General features: G+C 42.0%; 17 protein-coding genes and 1 pseudogene. 10 read left to right on the top strand and 8 right to left on the bottom strand.

Going from position 1 to position 17,580, the window contains the following annotated elements:
* Window positions 1–27 precede the first annotated feature (27 nt).
* The 3 genes from purU to JCM19038_RS13635 all read right to left on the bottom strand — a co-directional run bounded on the left by purU (window position 28) and on the right by JCM19038_RS13635 (window position 2,347).
* Window positions 28–927, bottom strand: a complete 900-nt coding sequence (purU, locus tag JCM19038_RS13645; protein WP_042418939.1) for a formyltetrahydrofolate deformylase — start codon at window positions 925–927, stop codon at window positions 28–30.
* A 71-nt stretch (window positions 928–998) separates the two neighbouring features.
* Window positions 999–1,400: a hypothetical protein gene (locus JCM19038_RS13640; RefSeq protein ID WP_042418937.1), complete on the bottom strand. Its 402-nt coding sequence runs from the start codon at window positions 1,398–1,400 to the stop codon at window positions 999–1,001.
* 65 nt (window positions 1,401–1,465) lie between these two features.
* A complete protein-coding gene (locus tag JCM19038_RS13635; RefSeq protein ID WP_081831802.1) occupies window positions 1,466–2,347 on the bottom strand; it encodes a LysR family transcriptional regulator in 882 nt (293 codons plus the stop codon).
* A 181-nt stretch (window positions 2,348–2,528) separates the two neighbouring features.
* Between JCM19038_RS13635 and JCM19038_RS13630 the strand changes: the two genes are divergently transcribed.
* On the top strand, window positions 2,529–3,428 hold the full coding sequence (locus JCM19038_RS13630; RefSeq protein WP_052361659.1) for a YeiH family protein: 900 nt from the start codon (window positions 2,529–2,531) through the stop codon (window positions 3,426–3,428).
* A 42-nt stretch (window positions 3,429–3,470) separates the two neighbouring features.
* On the opposite strand, the gene JCM19038_RS13625 is transcribed toward JCM19038_RS13630, so the two are convergent.
* From JCM19038_RS13625 to JCM19038_RS13615, 3 genes are all read right to left on the bottom strand, one after another.
* Complete coding sequence (locus tag JCM19038_RS13625) at window positions 3,471–3,926, bottom strand: dTDP-4-dehydrorhamnose 3,5-epimerase family protein (protein ID WP_042418933.1); 456 nt, start codon at window positions 3,924–3,926, stop codon at window positions 3,471–3,473.
* A gap of 370 nt (window positions 3,927–4,296) precedes the next feature.
* Window positions 4,297–5,082 (bottom strand): carbon-nitrogen family hydrolase, encoded by a 786-nt coding sequence (locus JCM19038_RS13620; RefSeq protein WP_042418930.1) that lies wholly within the window; start codon window positions 5,080–5,082, stop codon window positions 4,297–4,299.
* A 12-nt stretch (window positions 5,083–5,094) separates the two neighbouring features.
* Entirely contained in the window at window positions 5,095–6,267 is a 1,173-nt protein-coding gene (locus JCM19038_RS13615) for a pyridoxal phosphate-dependent aminotransferase (protein ID WP_042418926.1), read from the bottom strand.
* 128 nt (window positions 6,268–6,395) lie between these two features.
* Between JCM19038_RS13615 and JCM19038_RS13610 the strand changes: the two genes are divergently transcribed.
* The 5 genes from JCM19038_RS13610 (at window position 6,396) to pepF (ending at window position 12,241) form a co-directional block, all read left to right on the top strand.
* Window positions 6,396–7,325 (top strand): ketopantoate reductase family protein, encoded by a 930-nt coding sequence (locus JCM19038_RS13610; RefSeq protein ID WP_042418924.1) that lies wholly within the window; start codon window positions 6,396–6,398, stop codon window positions 7,323–7,325.
* Entirely contained in the window at window positions 7,322–8,827 is a 1,506-nt protein-coding gene (locus JCM19038_RS13605; RefSeq protein WP_307190034.1) for an oligoendopeptidase F, read from the top strand. The genes JCM19038_RS13610 and JCM19038_RS13605 overlap by 4 nt, the downstream gene beginning before the upstream one ends.
* Complete coding sequence (locus tag JCM19038_RS25095) at window positions 8,824–9,123, top strand: hypothetical protein (RefSeq protein ID WP_307190033.1); 300 nt, start codon at window positions 8,824–8,826, stop codon at window positions 9,121–9,123. The genes JCM19038_RS13605 and JCM19038_RS25095 overlap by 4 nt, the downstream gene beginning before the upstream one ends.
* Before the next feature lie 350 nt (window positions 9,124–9,473).
* The gene (locus JCM19038_RS13600) at window positions 9,474–10,442 is read left to right on the top strand and encodes a RimK family alpha-L-glutamate ligase (protein ID WP_042418922.1); all 969 of its coding nucleotides are present in this window, start codon (window positions 9,474–9,476) and stop codon (window positions 10,440–10,442) included.
* A 2-nt stretch (window positions 10,443–10,444) separates the two neighbouring features.
* Window positions 10,445–12,241 (top strand): oligoendopeptidase F, encoded by a 1,797-nt coding sequence (gene pepF, locus JCM19038_RS13595; protein ID WP_042418920.1) that lies wholly within the window; start codon window positions 10,445–10,447, stop codon window positions 12,239–12,241.
* Between the two features lie 43 nt (window positions 12,242–12,284).
* On the opposite strand, the gene JCM19038_RS13590 is transcribed toward pepF, so the two are convergent.
* Window positions 12,285–12,620, bottom strand: coding sequence for a metal-sulfur cluster assembly factor (locus tag JCM19038_RS13590; protein WP_042418919.1), 336 nt, complete (start codon window positions 12,618–12,620; stop codon window positions 12,285–12,287).
* Between the two features lie 98 nt (window positions 12,621–12,718).
* On the opposite strand from JCM19038_RS13590, the gene JCM19038_RS13585 reads away from it, so the two are divergent.
* The gene (locus tag JCM19038_RS13585; protein WP_042418917.1) at window positions 12,719–13,339 is read left to right on the top strand and encodes a DNA-3-methyladenine glycosylase; all 621 of its coding nucleotides are present in this window, start codon (window positions 12,719–12,721) and stop codon (window positions 13,337–13,339) included.
* Here the strand turns inward: JCM19038_RS13585 and JCM19038_RS13580 are convergent.
* The gene (locus JCM19038_RS13580; protein ID WP_042418993.1) at window positions 13,323–14,498 is read right to left on the bottom strand and encodes an aminotransferase A; all 1,176 of its coding nucleotides are present in this window, start codon (window positions 14,496–14,498) and stop codon (window positions 13,323–13,325) included. The genes JCM19038_RS13585 and JCM19038_RS13580 overlap by 17 nt on opposite strands.
* An 80-nt stretch (window positions 14,499–14,578) precedes the next feature.
* On the opposite strand from JCM19038_RS13580, the gene JCM19038_RS13575 reads away from it, so the two are divergent.
* From JCM19038_RS13575 to JCM19038_RS13565, 3 genes and pseudogenes are all read left to right on the top strand, one after another.
* Complete coding sequence (locus tag JCM19038_RS13575) at window positions 14,579–14,767, top strand: hypothetical protein (RefSeq protein WP_042360396.1); 189 nt, start codon at window positions 14,579–14,581, stop codon at window positions 14,765–14,767.
* Window positions 14,768–14,832: 65 nt separating this feature from the next.
* A pseudogene (locus JCM19038_RS25540) lies at window positions 14,833–16,586 on the top strand (BCCT family transporter).
* Between the two features lie 182 nt (window positions 16,587–16,768).
* Entirely contained in the window at window positions 16,769–17,572 is an 804-nt protein-coding gene (locus tag JCM19038_RS13565) for a hypothetical protein (RefSeq protein WP_042418914.1), read from the top strand.
* Window positions 17,573–17,580: the final 8 nt, after the last annotated feature.

Here is a 17,580-nt window from a genome sequence, read left to right as displayed (position 1 = left end):
AACCTCTCCTAAGGAAGAGGCTTCGCTTTAAAAAACGACCGTTTTATTGCCATGTACGATAATACGGTCTTCGTTATGCCATTTCACAGCGCGTACGAGCACGCTTCGTTCAACGATGCGTCCGTTCTTCTTTAGGTCTTCGGCTTGATCACGGTGATTCACCCGTTTAATGTCTTGTTCAATAATCGGTCCTTCATCAAGATCGTTCGTTACGTAATGGCTCGTTGCACCGATTAATTTCACACCCCGTTCAAAGGCACGATCATATGGCTTTGCGCCGACAAATGCCGGTAAGAACGAGTGATGAATGTTGATGATGTTCTGATTAAAGCTTGAGACGAAGTTCGGCGTTAGAATTTGCATGTAGCGCGCAAGAACGACAAAGTCGATGTTGTACTCATCTAATAGTTGCAATTGCTGTTGTTCAGCTTGTGCACGATTTTCTTTACTCGCCGGAATGTGCACAAATGGGATACCGAAGCTTTCGACGTACTCTTTTGCATCCGCGTGATTACTAATGACGAGTGGGATCTCAGCAACAAGGTCACCATTTTCCCATTCTAAAAGCAATTCTCTTAAACAATGCAACTCTTTCGATACGAAAATTGCCGCACGCTTCAATTCACTAACAAAGAACAACTTCCACTCCATCTGAAAGTTTGTCGCAATCGCTTTAAAGTCACGCTCTAATTGTGCTTTTCGATCTTGAAGCCCAGGACATTCAAACTCTATTCTCATAAAGAATTTGCCGCCTTCTGGGTTTGTTGAATATTGGCTAGAGTCGATAATGTTCGCTTCATGATCAGTTAGGAATTCAGATACGGCTGCAACAATTCCTGGACGATCTTCACACGTAATGAGAATTCTTCCACGGTTTTTCGTGTTCTCTTTGTACTTTTCTTGTTTCTTCACGATATTGTTAATCAATGGTACGACTCCCTTTTGTTTATAGTTCAGATTCCACTAGTATATACAAAAATGGAGTCAATCGAAAGTTTTTACGATTGTATCGATTTTTTCTCATCTTCTAATAAAATCGCTTGTACGACAAACGTAAAGAAACTTACGACGACAAACACACCGCCGATAATATAAGCCGCAAGTGTAAGCCCTTCGTTTACGTTAAATGGCGATTCAAAGTAGAGCCACATCCCAAACGTTAACAAGAATGAGCCCGCAATTGCACTTACGACGTGAATGCGTGACAGCCATTTTTGTTTCGGGCGATACACTTTGTAAAAAACACTCCAAGCAAATAAGCTAAGCCACCCGAGCACGAGTACGTGTGCATGAATCGGTCGTAAGCTAAGTGACCCTGCACCCGCCATATGCGCTCCCATCCCTGCTCCGTATAGTCCGAATAAAGCAGATGCTATTAATAACAGTTTCCAGTATGACATCTTCTCTTCCTCCTTTACGCTGAGCGTATCGAGACTTTATGAACAGGAGATGAACGATTCGCTCGTTATGTAATGAGCTCTTTAACTAGCGAGATTACAATCTCTTCTCTCGCATATAACGGTCCTTTTGTAATTGTATAAAAATGACGCCTTAAATTCAGTTCTTCCAATGACAATTCAACGAGCAGACCGTTTTTCAGATCGCGATCGATGACCGCTCGTGATAACAATGAAATGCCTAGACCACTCATAACCGCTTCTTTTACCCCTTGGTTGCTCCCGATCGTTGTCATCGTCTCTGTTGATAATTGATGCCGCTCAAAAAATGCATTCAAATAATCTCTTGTTCCTGAACCTTCCTCACGAATCACCCAGGCACGACCTTGCAAATCAGCAACAGTAACTTGTGCAATAGAAGCTAACGGATCGTTTGGCGAAGCCGTTAAGCACATTTCATCTTCACTTAGTTGTTCAATGGTTAACCCCTCTGAGCTAATTTCTCCTTCAATGAAGCCAAAGTCGATGTGTTGGTTCAATAACGCTCGTTTAATCTCATCCGTATTCGCAATCACAACGTCAAAAAACAAGTTCGGATATTGCAAACGAATGGTCTGTAATAATGGCGGTAATACGTATTCACCAATCGAATAACTCGCTCCGATCGTTACGAGTCCACGAACCTCTGTTTGTAGTTCGTGAAGCATCAACGTCGTTTCTTCCGCTAAATCATACAATTGCTTCACACGCTCATAAAGGATGTTGCCCGCTTTCGTTAACTCCACGTGGCGTTTTCCTCGTATAAATAACGTTGTCTTTAATTCTTCTTCTAGTTTTTTAACCGTTAAACTAACGTTTGGCTGTGTCCGATTGAGCGTGATTGCTGCTTTTGTAAATTGTCGCTCTTTAGCAACTGTAAAAAAGACGTTCATCCGTTCATCAATGATCACGAAATGCACAACTCCCTTATCATTAATTAAATTTATGGTAATGATAATAAATATGTATTTTATTAATACTACTACATTACGTAAAGTAAATTCCGAGGAGGCACGCTTCGATGAACCTACTACCAGGAATTTTACTTACACTACTCATTATAATCGTAGCACAACTCCTGACCGTTCTTCCTTGTTCACAACACTTGGACCTCTTGTTCTTGCAATCATCATCGGCATGATCATAAAACAATCGATCGGTACACCTGCCAATGCAGAACATGGCATTCTTTTTAGTACAAAAACACTGTTACGTGTAGGAATTGTTTTACTTGGCTTACGACTACAATTTAATGACTTATTCTCAATGGGTGTTGATTTACTGTTGTATGCAAGCGCAACCGTTGTTTTCGGAATTGGACTGGTCGTACTCATCGGACGATTGTTTCGCTCTTTACCAACACCAACGTTTTTAATTGGCGCAGGTACTGGTATTTGCGGCGCATCTGCTGTAGCCGCTGTCGGAACACAACTCCGTGTGAAGCAACAAGACATTGCAATCGCTGTTGCAGTGATTTCAATTACGGGTACATTGTTTACCCTGATCTTTACGCTTATGTATCCTTATCTACAATGGACCGATGAACAATATGGATTGTTTGTTGGGGGCGTATTGCATGAGATCGGCCATGTAACGGCAGCAAGTAGTGTAGCGAGTGACGCCGCGATGGATGCTGCTTTACTCATTAAGTTAACACGTGTGTTATTACTCGTTCCGGTCGTCATCATTATCGCTTACGTTTATAAACAAAAGGACTCAAACACTTCATCATCCCCTCTCCCTTTTCCGTGGTTTATTATCGGATTTCTTTTGATGAGTGTTCTCGTCACATACGGCAACCTCCCAGATGGAATTGTGAATCCACTTGTCCAACTCGCCTATGTTTTCATTGGCATGGCGATGGCAGGTCTCGGTTTACAAATTAAACTTTCTGCAATCGATCCGCGTAGTTTCACTTTGCTGTTGATCTGTATCTTGGCCTCGTTGTTGTTAAGTGGATTTGGAATGTTGTATGTGACATGGTTTTTATAAACAAAAGCAGACGTCGAACGGAAATTGTTCGACGTCTGCTTTTTAATGATGTTCCGTTTGCCAATTAAACGCGATTCGTTGGTCGTTCCAAGCAATTCGTTTTTCATCTGGGTTATCTTTGTCGTACGAATGGGTCGTTAAATAAATAATCGTCGCTGGTTTCTCACCGAGCACTCGATACCCATGCGCCACGCCTTTAGGGATGAGTAACACGATTGGGTTATTCTCCCCCATATAATAGACATCCGTTTGTTTATACGTTGAAGACGTTCGTCTAATGTCATACAACACGACTTGTGCATTGCCACTCGGAAAAAACCACACATCGTCTTGTTTGTCATGATAATGAAAGGCTTTGATCACGCCTGGATAACTCATCGACAGTGACATTTGTCCAAACTGTGCTAATAGATCTTCATCATCACGAACGAGCTCTGTGAAATAACCCCGATCATCATGATGCTTTAACAAAGTCTTTTTCTTCACTCCATCTATCATCACGAGCCTCCTCTAAACCGTACTACAACGAATGTATTCAATCCTCCTCGTACTCATGACCGATTATCTGAACAACAAAAAGACCATTAGCTGCCGCAGTTCTCGCTAATGGTCATATCTTATAGATTTAAATTTCATGTGGGCGTGTCTAGATCACAAAAGCCCTTCCATCTCTTCTGCTGCCACGGCTCCAATGGCCGTCCACTACGATCTAGATGAAATTTGAATGGGTGACGTTAGTTTGCGAATTTAAGCTTAACAAGCACAAACCTCGCTCGATCTCCATTCTCCATAGTTTAGAAGGGTGAAGTCGATTTGTGATTACCAGCAATCACTTAGACACTTAGTATACATAAAGAATTGTCATTTGTCAATAAAGGTCAGGAACTCGGTTTTTCAAGTTCGGTACCGATTTGCGAAACGCAGCGACCTCTTCCAAGTCAAGTAAGCTATACACGGTCTCTTCTTCGACAGGTGATGCTCTCACGTATTGCGTCCCAAATGGTGAATAAACGAGAGAGTTTCCAGAGTACTCCACGTTGTTATGTTCACCGACGGTGTCACAGGCGACAATATAACATTGATTCTCAATCGCTCGTGCTTTAAGAAGTGTATCCCAGTGGTCTCTTCTCGCAGCTGGCCATTCTCCGACAACAAAAATGACTTCGGCACCGTTTAATGCAAGTGTGCGAAACACTTCAGGGAAACGTAAGTCATAACAGATGAGAACGCCTGCATTTACGCCGTTTAGAGAGAACGTTGTTGCCTTTTCATTTCCTCCGACAAGATAATCCGGTTCGTTTAGCATCGGCACGAGGTGAATTTTATCATACGTATGAATGATCTTTCCTTTTTCATTCACGACGATGCTTCGATTCACAATCCCTCGATCCGTTTTAACAGCAAACGATCCTGCTACAATTGTTACGTTATACTCCTTTGCGAGTTGTTGAACAAAGGCTTCCGTCGTTCCACCGCTCGTTTCTGCAATACGCTCAAGTTCATCTAAAGCATAGCCTGTTGTCCACATCTCTGGTAATACAACGACATCTGGTTCGTACTTTTTGTATTCATATTGAAGCCACTCCGACACTTTTGAACGGTTCTCTTCAGGCTTACCTGCAATAACGTCCATTTGATACATCATTACTTTCATTCCAAACACCCTTTAGAAAAGATTTAATGAACCAATTCGCTGCATACCTTTTCGAATGGTCTCCTCGTCATGAACGAGTCCTAATCGGACATACCCTTCTCCGTAAGTTCCGAAACCATTTCCAGGTGCGACACACACGTCTGCTTCAAGGAGAACTTTATCTGCAAACTGTTGAGAGCTCATGCCTTTTGGTGCAGGGAACCAAGCAAAAAATGACCCGTCTGGCGCTGTTCCTTCCCAGCCAATGTTCTTTGCTTCTTCCATTAATACGTCTCGCCTCTTCAAATACATCTCACGAAGTCGCTTCACTTCGTCTTGGGAACTCGTTAATGCGGTGGCTGCTGCTTTTTGGACCGCTCCGAACAAACTCACATACAAATGGTCTTGCAACACATTTAACATCTTAATAACAGATCGATTCCCAACAGCAAATCCAATGCGCCACCCAGCCATATTGTATGTTTTTGAAAGCGTGTAGATTTCAATCCCTACATCTTTGGCACCTTCTGATTGCAAAAAGCTCGGATGCTTTTGATCAGTAAAGCTAAATGCTCCGTATGCAAAATCATGAACTACACAAATGTTGTTCTCCTTTGCTAATTGTACCGTCTCGTCGAAAAACGACGTATCACAAATCGCTCCTGTCGGGTTGTTCGGGTAATTCAAGAACATCACTTTCGCTTTTTCTAGCGTTTCCTTCGTAAGATCATTATAGTTCGGTAAAAATTGATGTTCTTCTTGAAGTGGCATCGGGTGCATCAGAGCGTTTTGCAGTGCCACACCTGACCAATAATCTGGATAACCAGGGTCTGGTACGAGCGCAACATCCCCTTCATCAAGAAGACATTGACTCACTTCAACGAGCCCTCCTTTGCCTCCAAATAGCACACACACTTCTTCATCTGGATCAAGTGTCACACCGTATTCACGCTCATAAAATTCGCATACGGCCTCTTTATAAAAACGAAACCCTTGAAACGGCGAATAGCGATGCATGTTCGGGTCTTCTGCCGCTTCTTTTAAAGATTCCACAATATGCTCTGGTGTTTTCGTATCAGGGCTCCCTTGTGAGAAGTTAATAATGTCGCGCCCTAAGTTTTTGCGTTCTAACACAGCTTTTTCTTGTTTAGCAAAAAACTGACTCGGTAAACGTTCAATCGCTTTTGAAGCAGAAAACTTTATCATATGAAATCCCACCTGATCATTACTGTTTTTCTACAAGTCTATCATGAATTGTAAAATAAGATCATTTTATTTCGAATTTTTATGAATTTCGTTATACTGGAATTGTAACTAAAGGAGGTCGTATCGTTTTGAACTTACTCGTCATTGGTGCTGGTGCAGTTGGTGGATATTTTGGAGGTCGTCTCTTTGAAGCCGGAAAAGACGTCACCTTTCTCGTTCGCGAACAAAAGCGTCAGCAATTACAAGAAACTGGGCTTATTATTGAAAGTCCCCACGGAAATATCAACATTCATCCACCGCTGATCACAACAGAAGACAGCGGCACGTTCGACATGATTTTACTTACGACAAAAGCGTATCATTTAGAGCAAGCTATTCAAGACTTTAAACCATTCATGCATGACAAAACGATCGTCATTCCGCTTTTAAATGGCATTGCTCATTTAGAAACACTTGAAAGCTACATACCGAAGGAACAAGTTTTTGGAGGCGTATGCTTCATTGAGTCAACGCTCAAACAAGACGGAACGATTGTGCATCACGGCGACATGCATACGATGCTTTATGGCCCAAGAAATGAACAATCACCATCGTCTACTGATGAACTAGAACAAATGTTCCAATCCGACAAATCAACGTTTGCCCTTCGTGAGAACATCGACTCGGATATGTGGCAAAAGTATATGCTCATTACGGTGCTATCTGGAACGACGACACTTTTTGATGCGAATATCGGTCAGATTAAGTCGTCACAAAGTGCAATGAACGTTGCTGAAGCATTAATCACTGAAGTCGCAACCGTCATTGAACGTATTGATCCTTCTATGGACAGCGAACGATTACGTAAAAAAGCCCAGAAACAATGGGACAACCTAAACGCTAGCTTTAAAGCGTCTATGCAACGAGACACAGAAAAAGGGCTCGCTGTCGAAGCTGACCACATTCCTGGTTACTTATACGTACAAGCGAAAGCTCATCAAATTGATACTCCCTATTTAGAAGTTGTTTATGGCAATCTCCAAGTCTATGAACAGAAACGAAAGGACGGTTCTTTATGATTAATCGTTTAAAGCGAGCAGAAATTGAACAGTCACAAACGTGGGATCTTGACTCTTTATTTTCTAATGATAACAATTGGCAACACGCTTATGACGAATTTAGTAAGCAGCTTCCTAAACTTGATGCGTATGAAGGACGAGTAACAGAATCAGCAAAATCATTGCTTGAAGTGCTAACCTATCAAGAAGAATTGCAACAACAAATTGTACCGATTCAATCGTATGCTCACTTAAAGAGCGCAGCCGACGGAACCGACCCGAATAACCAAGAGCTCTCAGGAAAAACATCACGAGTTCACTCCCGCATCCTTCGAGCGTTTGCATTTATTGAGTATGAGATTGCGCAACTCTCAAAAGATGAGCTAGAGCAGTATTTTAATGAAGAGCCGGTATTGCGAGAATACGAGCGCTTTATTACGATGTGTCAGACGAACAAAAATCATTTGCTCTCAAAAGAAACCGAGCACGTATTAGCGTCACTTTCAGAAACATTACAAGCGCCGTACACGATTTATAAGCAAAGCAAAGCTGCTGACTTGAACTTCTCATCGTTTACCGATGACAAAGGCAACGAATACCCGTTATCACAGGCACTGTTTGAAGACAAATATGAACTTTCTAGCGATCCATCCATTCGTCGGAACGCATTTGTTCGGTTTTCAGAAGGGTTACGAAACTACAATCATACGTTTGCGAGTACGTTCGCAATTGAAGTGAATCGCCAAGTACAAGAGAGTCAACTGCGCGGGTATTCTTCTGTGATTGCTATGCTTCTTGATGACCAAGAAGTTGACCAAGACACATACCACCGTCAGATTAATACCATTTATGAACAACTAAGTCCTCACATGCAACGCTTCGCTAAGCTTAAGAAACGAATTCTCGGTCTCGATGAGATGACGTTCGCTGACTTAAAAGCTCCACTTGACCCGAACTACAATCCTGAAATGTCGTTCGATGAAGCAATGGACGTCATTAAAGACGCTTTACAAGTGATGGGAAGCGACTACGTTTCCATGATTGAGAAAGCACACGAAGAACGCTGGGTCGACCAAGCGGATAACATCGGGAAGCAAACAGGTGCATTTTGCATGAGTCCGTATGGGTATCACCCATACATTTTATTAACGTGGACAAACATGATGCGCGGGACATTTATTCTTGCTCATGAACTCGGACACGCCGGTCACTTTTATCATGCGTATCAAAACCAACGAATCGGCACTTCTCGTCCTTCTAAGTACATGATTGAAGCACCTTCTACAATGAATGAATTGTTGCTTGCTGATCATTTGCTCAAACAAGCCGACTCCAACGAAATGAAGCGTTTCGTCATTCTTTCCTTGCTCGGAACGTATTACCATAACTTCGTAACGCATTTGCTTGAAGCCCATTTCCAGCGAGAAGTATACTTACTTGCTGAAGAAAATGTGATTTTAACGACTTCTAAGTTGAACGAACTGAAACGCGAAACGCTTAAAGGCTTTTGGGAGATGCTGTGACGTTAAACGACGGTGCAGAACTTACGTGGATGCGTCAACCGCATTATTATATGGGGCTTTATCCTTATACGTACTCTGCAGGTCTTACCGCTTCAACATATGCATCACAGCGCATTCTTGAAGAAGGTCAACCTGCTGTTGATCGCTGGCTCGACATGATTAACGCAGGCGGTTCCAAACCACCTCTCGAGCTTCTGCAAATCGCTGGTGTGGATATGAGCACTTCAGCACCAATATCTGAAGCTGTCGCTCACGTCGGCTCTCTCATCTCAGAACTTGAACGTTCATTTGATTAACATGCAAAAAGAACCTATTTATTTAGGTTCTCAGGCTGTTGAGAAACTTAAACGGACCAAAAGTGTACTCGTGAATGAGTAAGCGGCTTCTGTGGCTACACTTGCCGCGGGCGTCTTCGCCACGACAGCCGCTTTTATACAGCATATTGAGTTTGTAAAAACAAAAGTAAAATGTAAAACTTTAATACTTTAAAATCTACAAGTTCATTAACTCTCTACTTCATTTATATAAGAACAGCACTTTTTCGACACTCTGAGAACCTATTTATTTAGGTTCTTTTCTGTCTTTTTTCTTTGTTTTTTTCTACATTTTCTGTAAAAATACAAAGTAACGGAAAGGTGTGACTGTAATGGCAAAGATTTACGTACTTCATGAAAATGATGAATGGACAGAACCGTTAAAAACCGCTCTGGAAGCGCTAAATGTCCCTTTTGAACTTTGGCATATGGCTGATGGTGCTTTTAACGTGTTAGACACGCCCCCTGAAGGCGTGTATTACAATCGAATGAGCGCCTCTTCACATACACGCGGTCATCGTTATGCACCAGAGTATACATCCGCTATGCTGCACTGGTTAGAAAGCCACAACCGTATCGTGTACAACGGGACACAGGCACTACAATTTGAAGTAAACAAAGCCATGCAATACGCTCATTTAGAAAAGAACAACATCCAAGTTCCAAAAACGTACGTTGCGATGAGCAAAGAAGACATCATTACTAGTGCAAAGAAAATGGACGGTCCTTTTATTACGAAACATAACCGTGCAGGTAAAGGGCTAGGTGTACGGTTGTTCTATTCAATTGAAGGACTTGTTGAATATTTAGACAATGAATTTGAGCCTTCGATTGATGGCATTACGTTGATTCAACAATACATCGAAAGTAAAACGAAAACGATTACCCGCTCTGAATTTATTGATGGTAAATTTCTTTATGCTGTTGAAGTTGATACTTCTGAAGGATTTGAACTTTGTCCTGCTGATGTGTGCTCGATTGCAATGGATTCTTGCCCTACGACAGAAACGCCAAAGGAAAAATTCCGGATCTTATCTGAATTTAATCCATCGTTAATTCAACAATATGAAGCATTTTTGCGTGACGCACGCATACAATTTGCAGGGATTGAATCTATCCAAGACGAAGATGGGAATACGTACACGTATGACATTAATACGAACACAAACTACAATAGCGATGCCGAACAAAAAGTAAATCAATTCGGCATGAAAGAAATTGCACAATCCCTAAAAAATCGTTTAGAACAAGAATTCCCCCAAGCAATTACGGGTACATTATCAGAAAAAAGTGGTGATTAGATTTGGCGAAAACATATAATGATCGAACAGACGTTCCGGATAACGAAAAATGGGACTTAACCGATCTTTACAAAAATGAATCTGCGTGGCAAGAAGATGTAAAACAATCGTATGAACTTGCTGACAAACTTCAAACATTTAACGGGAAAATCGATGATAGCACTTCTCTTCTACAGTACTTAAAAACACAAGAAGAATTGAGCTTAATCGTACGTAAAGTGTTTGCATATGCGATGTTTCGTCAAGATATTGACACGAGAGATTCTAAAGCGCAAAAACTTAACGGGCAAACCGCTCAATTGAGTGTCAAAATCAGTGAATCGACCGCATTCTTTATGCCATTCTTATTAAGTTTAGATAAGAAAACATTAGAGCACTACATTCAAGAAGAAGCTGAGCTTGCTTATTTTGAAGATAGCTTATGGAAATCATTCCGGGAAAAAGAGCATGTGCTTTCAAAAGAACAAGAACAGCTGCTCTCACAACTGCACGAAACGTTCCAAGCCCCATCAAACACGTACAACATGTTTAACAACGCCGACATTTCATTTGGTGATGTAACAGATGAAGATGGGAATCAGGTACAATTAACTCGGGGTATGTATTCAAAGCTCATCGAAGATGAAGACCGTACGAAGCGTCAAGAAGCGTATAAAGCGTACTATAAACCTTATGTTGAAATGAACAATACAATTGCGACGAACTACGCATCCGAAGTGAAGACAAACGCTGCACTTGCAAAGGTTCGCAACTACTCTTCTGCTTTAGGAGAAGCACTATTTAGTGACGACATCCCTGTAGAAGTGTATGACAATTTATTGCAATCCGCAAAAGACAATAGTAAACCGCTTCACGATTACGCTAAGCTTCGCAAAGAACGACTCGGGATTGATGAACTTCGCCAATACGATTTAAATGTACCGATCGTGCAAGGCGTTAAAGCAGAGATCCCTTACGATAAGGCGTATGACACAATGTTAAAAGCGTTAGAGCCGCTCGGAGAAGACTATGTGGCTCAACTAAAGCTTTTTAGAGACAAACGTTACATTGACGTTCGAGAAACAAAAGGCAAACGTTCAGGTGCATACAATATGGGCGTTTATGGGGTTCACCCGTTTGTTCTTCTTAATCATCACGACGACTTGAACAGTTTGTTCACACTCGTCCATGAGATGGGTCATGCCCTTCATAGCCATTACTCAAGTAAAGAACAGCCACAAATCACGGCAAACTACAAAATCTTCGTTGCTGAGGTTGCATCAACGGTGAACGAAGTGCTACTCATTCAATATTTACTCAAAAATACAGACGATGAACGAATGAGAGCGTATTTACTCAATCATTTCATTGAACAGTTTAGAGGAACGTTCTTTACACAAGTGATGTTCGCGGACTTCGAGAAGCAAACTCATGAACGTGCTGAGAGCGGTGAACCACTCGATGCAGAGTCTCTAAATGAGCTTTATGAAGGATTATTCCGTACGTACTTCGGTGAAGAACTCGTCTTTGATGATGAAGTGAAATACGGTTGGTCTCGTATTCCTCACTTTTACCGTGCGTTTTATGTGTATCAATATGCGACAGGGTTCGTATCTGCGATTGACATTGCCATGCGCATCTTAGATGGTGACAAGGAGACACTCGACAATTATTTAACATTCCTCGCAAGCGGTAGCAAAAAGGACCCGCTCGAATTGTTAAACGAGACAGGGGTCGATTTAACGACTAGCGCCCCAATTGAAAATGCGATGAAAATGTTTAAAGAAACGGTTGAGGAATTACGAGCAATGGACGTCTAAACGAACGAAAACGACCGATACACAATGTATCGGTCGTTTGTTATTAATCAGCAACGCCTAATGCAATTTTTGCGTAACGAGACATCTTGTCTTTCGTCCACGGTGGGTTCCAGACGATGCTCACTTCAACACTGCCAATTTCTTTGTTTTCTTGAAGATCGCTAAGCGCATTCTTCACTTCTGACTGAATCATGCCAGCTAGCGGACAACCCATTGATGTGAGTGTCATGACGACAGTTGTGTTCATTTCATCATCAAGCTGAATGTCATAAACGAGTCCTAAATTAACAATATCAACACCAAGTTCTGGGTCGATCACATTTTCCAATTCTGCAAATACACGTTCTCTTGTTTCTTCTAATAGTGCTTCATCTGCCACTTTCGTCACCTCTTTAATCAACAATCATTCTACTATCATCATACTTGAAAATGAAATAGAACTCAAACTTCTACGCTACAATTTGGAGTGAATGACTCATGTTACCTAGAACGTTCTATGAACGACCAACGCTCGACGTTGCACCAGAATTAATCGGCAAAGTTCTTACGATCATCCATGACGATGGCACACACCTTAAAGGCCGCATCGTTGAAGTCGAAGCGTACATTGGACCTAATGATCAGGCAAGCCATACGTATGGCGGTAAACAAACCGTACGCAATCAATCCATGTTCAAGCAGGGCGGCACCGCCTATGTGTATATCATTTACGGCTTGCACCATTGTATGAACGTCGTCACGCGTGGCGCAGGTAAACCTGAAGGCGTACTTATCCGAGCCGTCGAACCACTCGAAGGAATTGAATCAATGAGTAAGCAACGCTATGGCAAACCAATTGAAGATCTCACGAGACGTGAACGATTAAATCTTACGAACGGACCTGGAAAATTCGGGCAAGCTTTTGGGATTTCCCGTGACGAAATGGACGGGCATGACTTTTGTTCTTCTACTCTTTTCCTTGAAGACGGAGAACGAGGCACTGTTTTACGTTCAAAACGAATTGGCATCCCAAATAGCGGCGAAGCAAAAGAATATCTTTGGCGTTTTTATGAGGCCAACAACCCGTACGTCTCCAAACATCCTAATGAGACTGAATAAACCGCTCCATACGATCACACGCTTCTTTTAAGTTGTCCATACTGTATGCGTACGACAAGCGCACGTAGCCTTCTCCGTAATCAGAGAATGCCGTACCAGGTACGACAGCAAGTTTTTCTTGTTCAAGCAATGTAACGGCAAAGTCAAACGATGTTAATCCTGTTTTTTCAATCGATGGGAACAAATAAAAAGCGCCCTTCGGTAACGTATAAGAGATCCCCATGGCATCCAAGCGTTCCATCACATAGTTGCGTCGCACGACGTACGCATCTTTCATGGCGTTTGCATCATCTTTTCCATTCGTCAATGCAGCAAGTGCGGCATATTGAGAAATTGATGTTGGACACGAAACGTTGTATTGATGGACTTTTAGTGCGTGTTGAATCAATGACTCAGGACCAAATAAAAATCCAATCCGCCAACCTGTCATGCTGTGTGATTTGGAAACACCATTAATCACGAACGTGCGTTCTCTTATCTCTTCAACGGTTGCAATTGAGCGATGACTCCCTTCATAGACGAGTTCACTATAGATCTCATCGCTAATGATAAACACGTTCGGATGATCTCTTAATACGTCAACAATCGCTTGCAATTCCGCTTCTTCAAGTACGACCCCCGTTGGATTTGAAGGATACGGTAAAATGACCGCTTTCGTTTTGCTCGTAATCGCTTCTCGTAACGCGTTCGCTGTAAGTGTAAAGTTCGTTTCTCTCGTATCAACGAATACGGGTTTTCCACCCTTTAACGTAATGAGTGGCTCATACGCTGGATAGACAGGAGCGGGAATAATGACCTCATCCTCTGATGAAATGAGTGTTCGAACCGCAAGATCGAGTGCTTGACTTGCTCCCACAGTCGTTATCACTTCGCTTTTAGCGTTATAGCTCAACCCGTATTTTTCTTTAACAAAGTTAGCCGCTGCAATTCTGAGCGGTTCAATGCCTTGATTGGGTGTATACGTCGTTGCACCTTCTTCGATCGCTTTAATGGCACTTTGCTTTACGTGATCAGGTGTTGGAAAGTCTGGCTGACCGAGTGTTAATTGGACAGCGCCTTCAACTGTACTCACTCGGTTAAAGAATTGACGGATGCCGGACGTCTTTATGGCTTTCACTTGTTCATCGATTAAAAGTTCGTTATGATTCACGTTTATCATCCTTTTGCAAATGGTTCGTTTAGAAAACATTGTCGCATACTCTTTCGATTTTTTGTACAATGAATAATTGAGGTGATTAGATGGCACGTCCTGATGAACGAGTACTCATGAATGTTGACGGGTATCAATTTAAAAAAGCTAAAAAAGCAAATCACGTCTTTGTGACAACGCCCGAAGGTGTGAATGTGACGCTTGATGCTAAGGTGCTTCAACAATTTATTGCGTCACTTGAGAGCGATGAAAACACGAAAAAACAATTTGGGCTCTAGTTGCCCAGATTGTTTTTTCATAAAAACACGTTAAAAATGAACTCGTTATGGGTAAGTTATAGGATATGCCATTCTACTACACTTTACATTTTGAAGGGAGGAAGCGTAAGGGTGACTCGCTCATCTTTACGAACTCAATGGCAAACCACTATACATACGAGACGAAAAGACCGAACATCGTTTTTGCAATCTCCGCTGTTCTCGTAGCGTCATTCGTACTTTGGGGTGCACTTAGTCCAGGTTCCCTTGAAACCGCTGCGAATACAGCACTAGACTTTATGATTGAAACGTTCGGTTGGTATTACATGATTATTACCGCTATTTTCGTAGCATTATCATTATTCTTAGTAGTAAGTCCTTTCGGTAAAATCCGCTTAGGAAAATCAGATGATCGCCCGGAATACAACTATCCGACGTGGGTCGGGATGATCTTCGCCGCTGGAATCGGCGTTGGTTTCGTTTTCTGGGGCGTTGCCGAACCGGTCCTCTATTTTGACGATCCACCTGACAACATCGCGCCAGGTACGGATCAATCAGCGATCGTTGGCCTTCGTTACGGCGTCTTTCACTGGTCACTTCACGTATGGGCAATTTTTGGCTTAGTCGGACTCGTGCTTGCATACGTTCAATTTAGAAAGAATCAGCTGCACTCATCAGTTCCGCGTTTTCTACACTTTTTGGGAAACAAATGCAAGGTTGGGCAGGGAAAAGCATCGACATCTTTGCTGTTATTGCAACCGCTATGGGTGTCGCAACAACATTTGGACTTAGCGCACTGCAAATGTCGGGAGGACTTTCCTACATATCTCCTCTCGAAAACAACTTCTTAACACAATTTACAATCATCGCTATTGTTACCGTGTTATTTATGGTTTCAGCTGCCACAGGGGTTAACCGAGGCATTAAGTATTTGAGTAATGTGAACCTAGTCTTGGCATCGATCTTATTATTATTTGTCATCTTTGTCGGGCCAACGCTTTTTATCGCTGACAACTTCGTTCAAGTGCTCGGTGGCTATATCGCTAACATTATTCCGATGAGTTTACAAATGACTCCGTACTCAGATAGCGATTGGCTTGGAAACAATACGATTTTCTTCTGGGCTTGGCACATGTCTTGGGCTCCATTTATCGGATTGTTTATTGCACGAATTTCAAGAGGTCGTACCGTTAGAGAATTTATGATGGGCGTTCTTCTTCTACCTTCCCTCGTTGGTGTGATTTGGTTTACAGCGTTTGGTAGTACAGGACTACACCAAGAGATCTTTGGGGGAACGGGCATTTCTTCGATCGTTGCAGAAAGCCCTGAAGTTGCACTGTTCGATATGTTATCGAACATGCCACTCGCATTTATTTCAAGCATTCTTGCGTTTATCCTCATCGGTATTTTCTTTATCACCTCAGCCGACTCAGCTTCTTACGTACTAGGCGTTATGACGAGTCAAGGTGGATTAAAGCCGATGATATCAATTAAGTTCATCTGGGGAGTTCTTATTGCAGGTACTGCAAGTGTTCTTCTCCTCACCGGAGGACTTGAAGGGTTACAAACCGCCGCCATCGTGTCCGCATTGCCGTTTAGTTTCATTATGCTCGGTATGCTAGCTTGTATGCTCATCTTAATGACACGAGATTTGAAAGAAATCCGAGAACAAGCGAAAGAAACAGAACGAAATGAAATTAAACAAGACTTACGCGATGAGCTCTATGATGACTTGAAAGAAGAAGTATATGAAGAGATTCGTAACGACATCTCTGAAACAAAAAGTGCTCCATCAGTCGAAGAAAGCGACACGGATGATCACAATCCGAAGAAGGAATAAATCGTTAAGAAGAACATCAGTCAATCGTGGCTGGTGTTCTTCTTTTCTTTACACATTGCTGTTATACTCGGTTTGACTCCAACATGAAAGGAGCCAATCTTATGTGTTCATGCATTGCAGTCATTGATCTGCCCTCTAAACCTACGCTAACAAATTAAAACTAAGAGGGGATATTATAGATCATGTTATTCCAAGAAAAATTAATTCAAGACGTTACAAACACTTGCCAAGTCGATGGTTCAATCGCCGCTGCGATGATGTATGGCTCATTTACGAAAGGCGAAGGCGATACGCATTCAGACGTGGAATTTTATATCTTCGTTAAAGATCATCGTATGGAAGCGTTCAATGCACATGAGTGGGTGACGAACCTTTTCACAACAGACTTGATATATAATAACGAATACGGAACGTTAGTAGCGATCTTTAGCAACCTTGTGCGTGGAGAGTTTCACTTTCTGCCGCAATCTGAAATGAATGTAATCGAATCATTTAAACAGACTGGTTCATTCCCAAAAGCCGATCAGATGTTCATTTACGATGAAACTGACCAATTATATAATTTATTAGAAGAGTTAAGCGGTGACGGACCGAATTGGAAAACAAACGAACACGTAAATGATGCTTTTAACAACTTTGTTAACCGATGGATCTTTGGAGTGAACGTGTTAAAACGAGGAGAACACGCCCGCTCACTCGACATTCTTTCACGAGTCCAAAATGAGGTATTGAAACTATTACGGATTCAAGAAAATACCGTTGAGCGTTGGATCAACGCAACTAAAAACCTCGAGCACGATTTAAGTGAACATTCCTACGAGAAATACAGACGAACAACAGCCTCTCTTGATCGCGAATCTTTAGTTAATGCCTACGGTCACGCTCTTCGTTTCGTTGAGAGGCTTCACACTGACTTAGTACGAAGTTATGATCTTCATTTGCAAGAAAACACGCTCATGAAAATGCACACCCATCTATATGATTGATATATAAA

Source organism: Geomicrobium sp. JCM 19038, from assembly GCF_000698125.1.
Taxonomy (GTDB): domain Bacteria; phylum Bacillota; class Bacilli; order Bacillales; family Marinococcaceae; genus Geomicrobium_A.
This window is presented reverse-complemented; position numbering and strand designations above follow the sequence as displayed.

What these genes read in the sequence shown, in the direction of transcription:
- JCM19038_RS13640 (WP_042418937.1), bottom strand. Translation starts at nt 1,400, where the DNA reads ATGTCATACTGGAAACTGTTATTAATAGCATCTGCTTTATTCGGACTA.
- JCM19038_RS13625 (WP_042418933.1), bottom strand. Translation starts at nt 3,926, where the DNA reads ATGATAGATGGAGTGAAGAAAAAGACTTTGTTAAAGCATCATGATGAT.
- JCM19038_RS13620 (WP_042418930.1), bottom strand. Translation starts at nt 5,082, where the DNA reads ATGAAAGTAATGATGTATCAAATGGACGTTATTGCAGGTAAGCCTGAA.
- JCM19038_RS13615 (WP_042418926.1), bottom strand. Translation starts at nt 6,267, where the DNA reads ATGATAAAGTTTTCTGCTTCAAAAGCGATTGAACGTTTACCGAGTCAG.
- JCM19038_RS13605 (WP_307190034.1), top strand. Translation starts at nt 7,322, where the DNA reads ATGATTAATCGTTTAAAGCGAGCAGAAATTGAACAGTCACAAACGTGG.
- JCM19038_RS13600 (WP_042418922.1), top strand. Translation starts at nt 9,474, where the DNA reads ATGGCAAAGATTTACGTACTTCATGAAAATGATGAATGGACAGAACCG.
- JCM19038_RS13585 (WP_042418917.1), top strand. Translation starts at nt 12,719, where the DNA reads ATGTTACCTAGAACGTTCTATGAACGACCAACGCTCGACGTTGCACCA.
- JCM19038_RS13580 (WP_042418993.1), bottom strand. Translation starts at nt 14,498, where the DNA reads ATGATAAACGTGAATCATAACGAACTTTTAATCGATGAACAAGTGAAA.
- JCM19038_RS13575 (WP_042360396.1), top strand. Translation starts at nt 14,579, where the DNA reads ATGGCACGTCCTGATGAACGAGTACTCATGAATGTTGACGGGTATCAA.
- JCM19038_RS13565 (WP_042418914.1), top strand. Translation starts at nt 16,769, where the DNA reads ATGTTATTCCAAGAAAAATTAATTCAAGACGTTACAAACACTTGCCAA.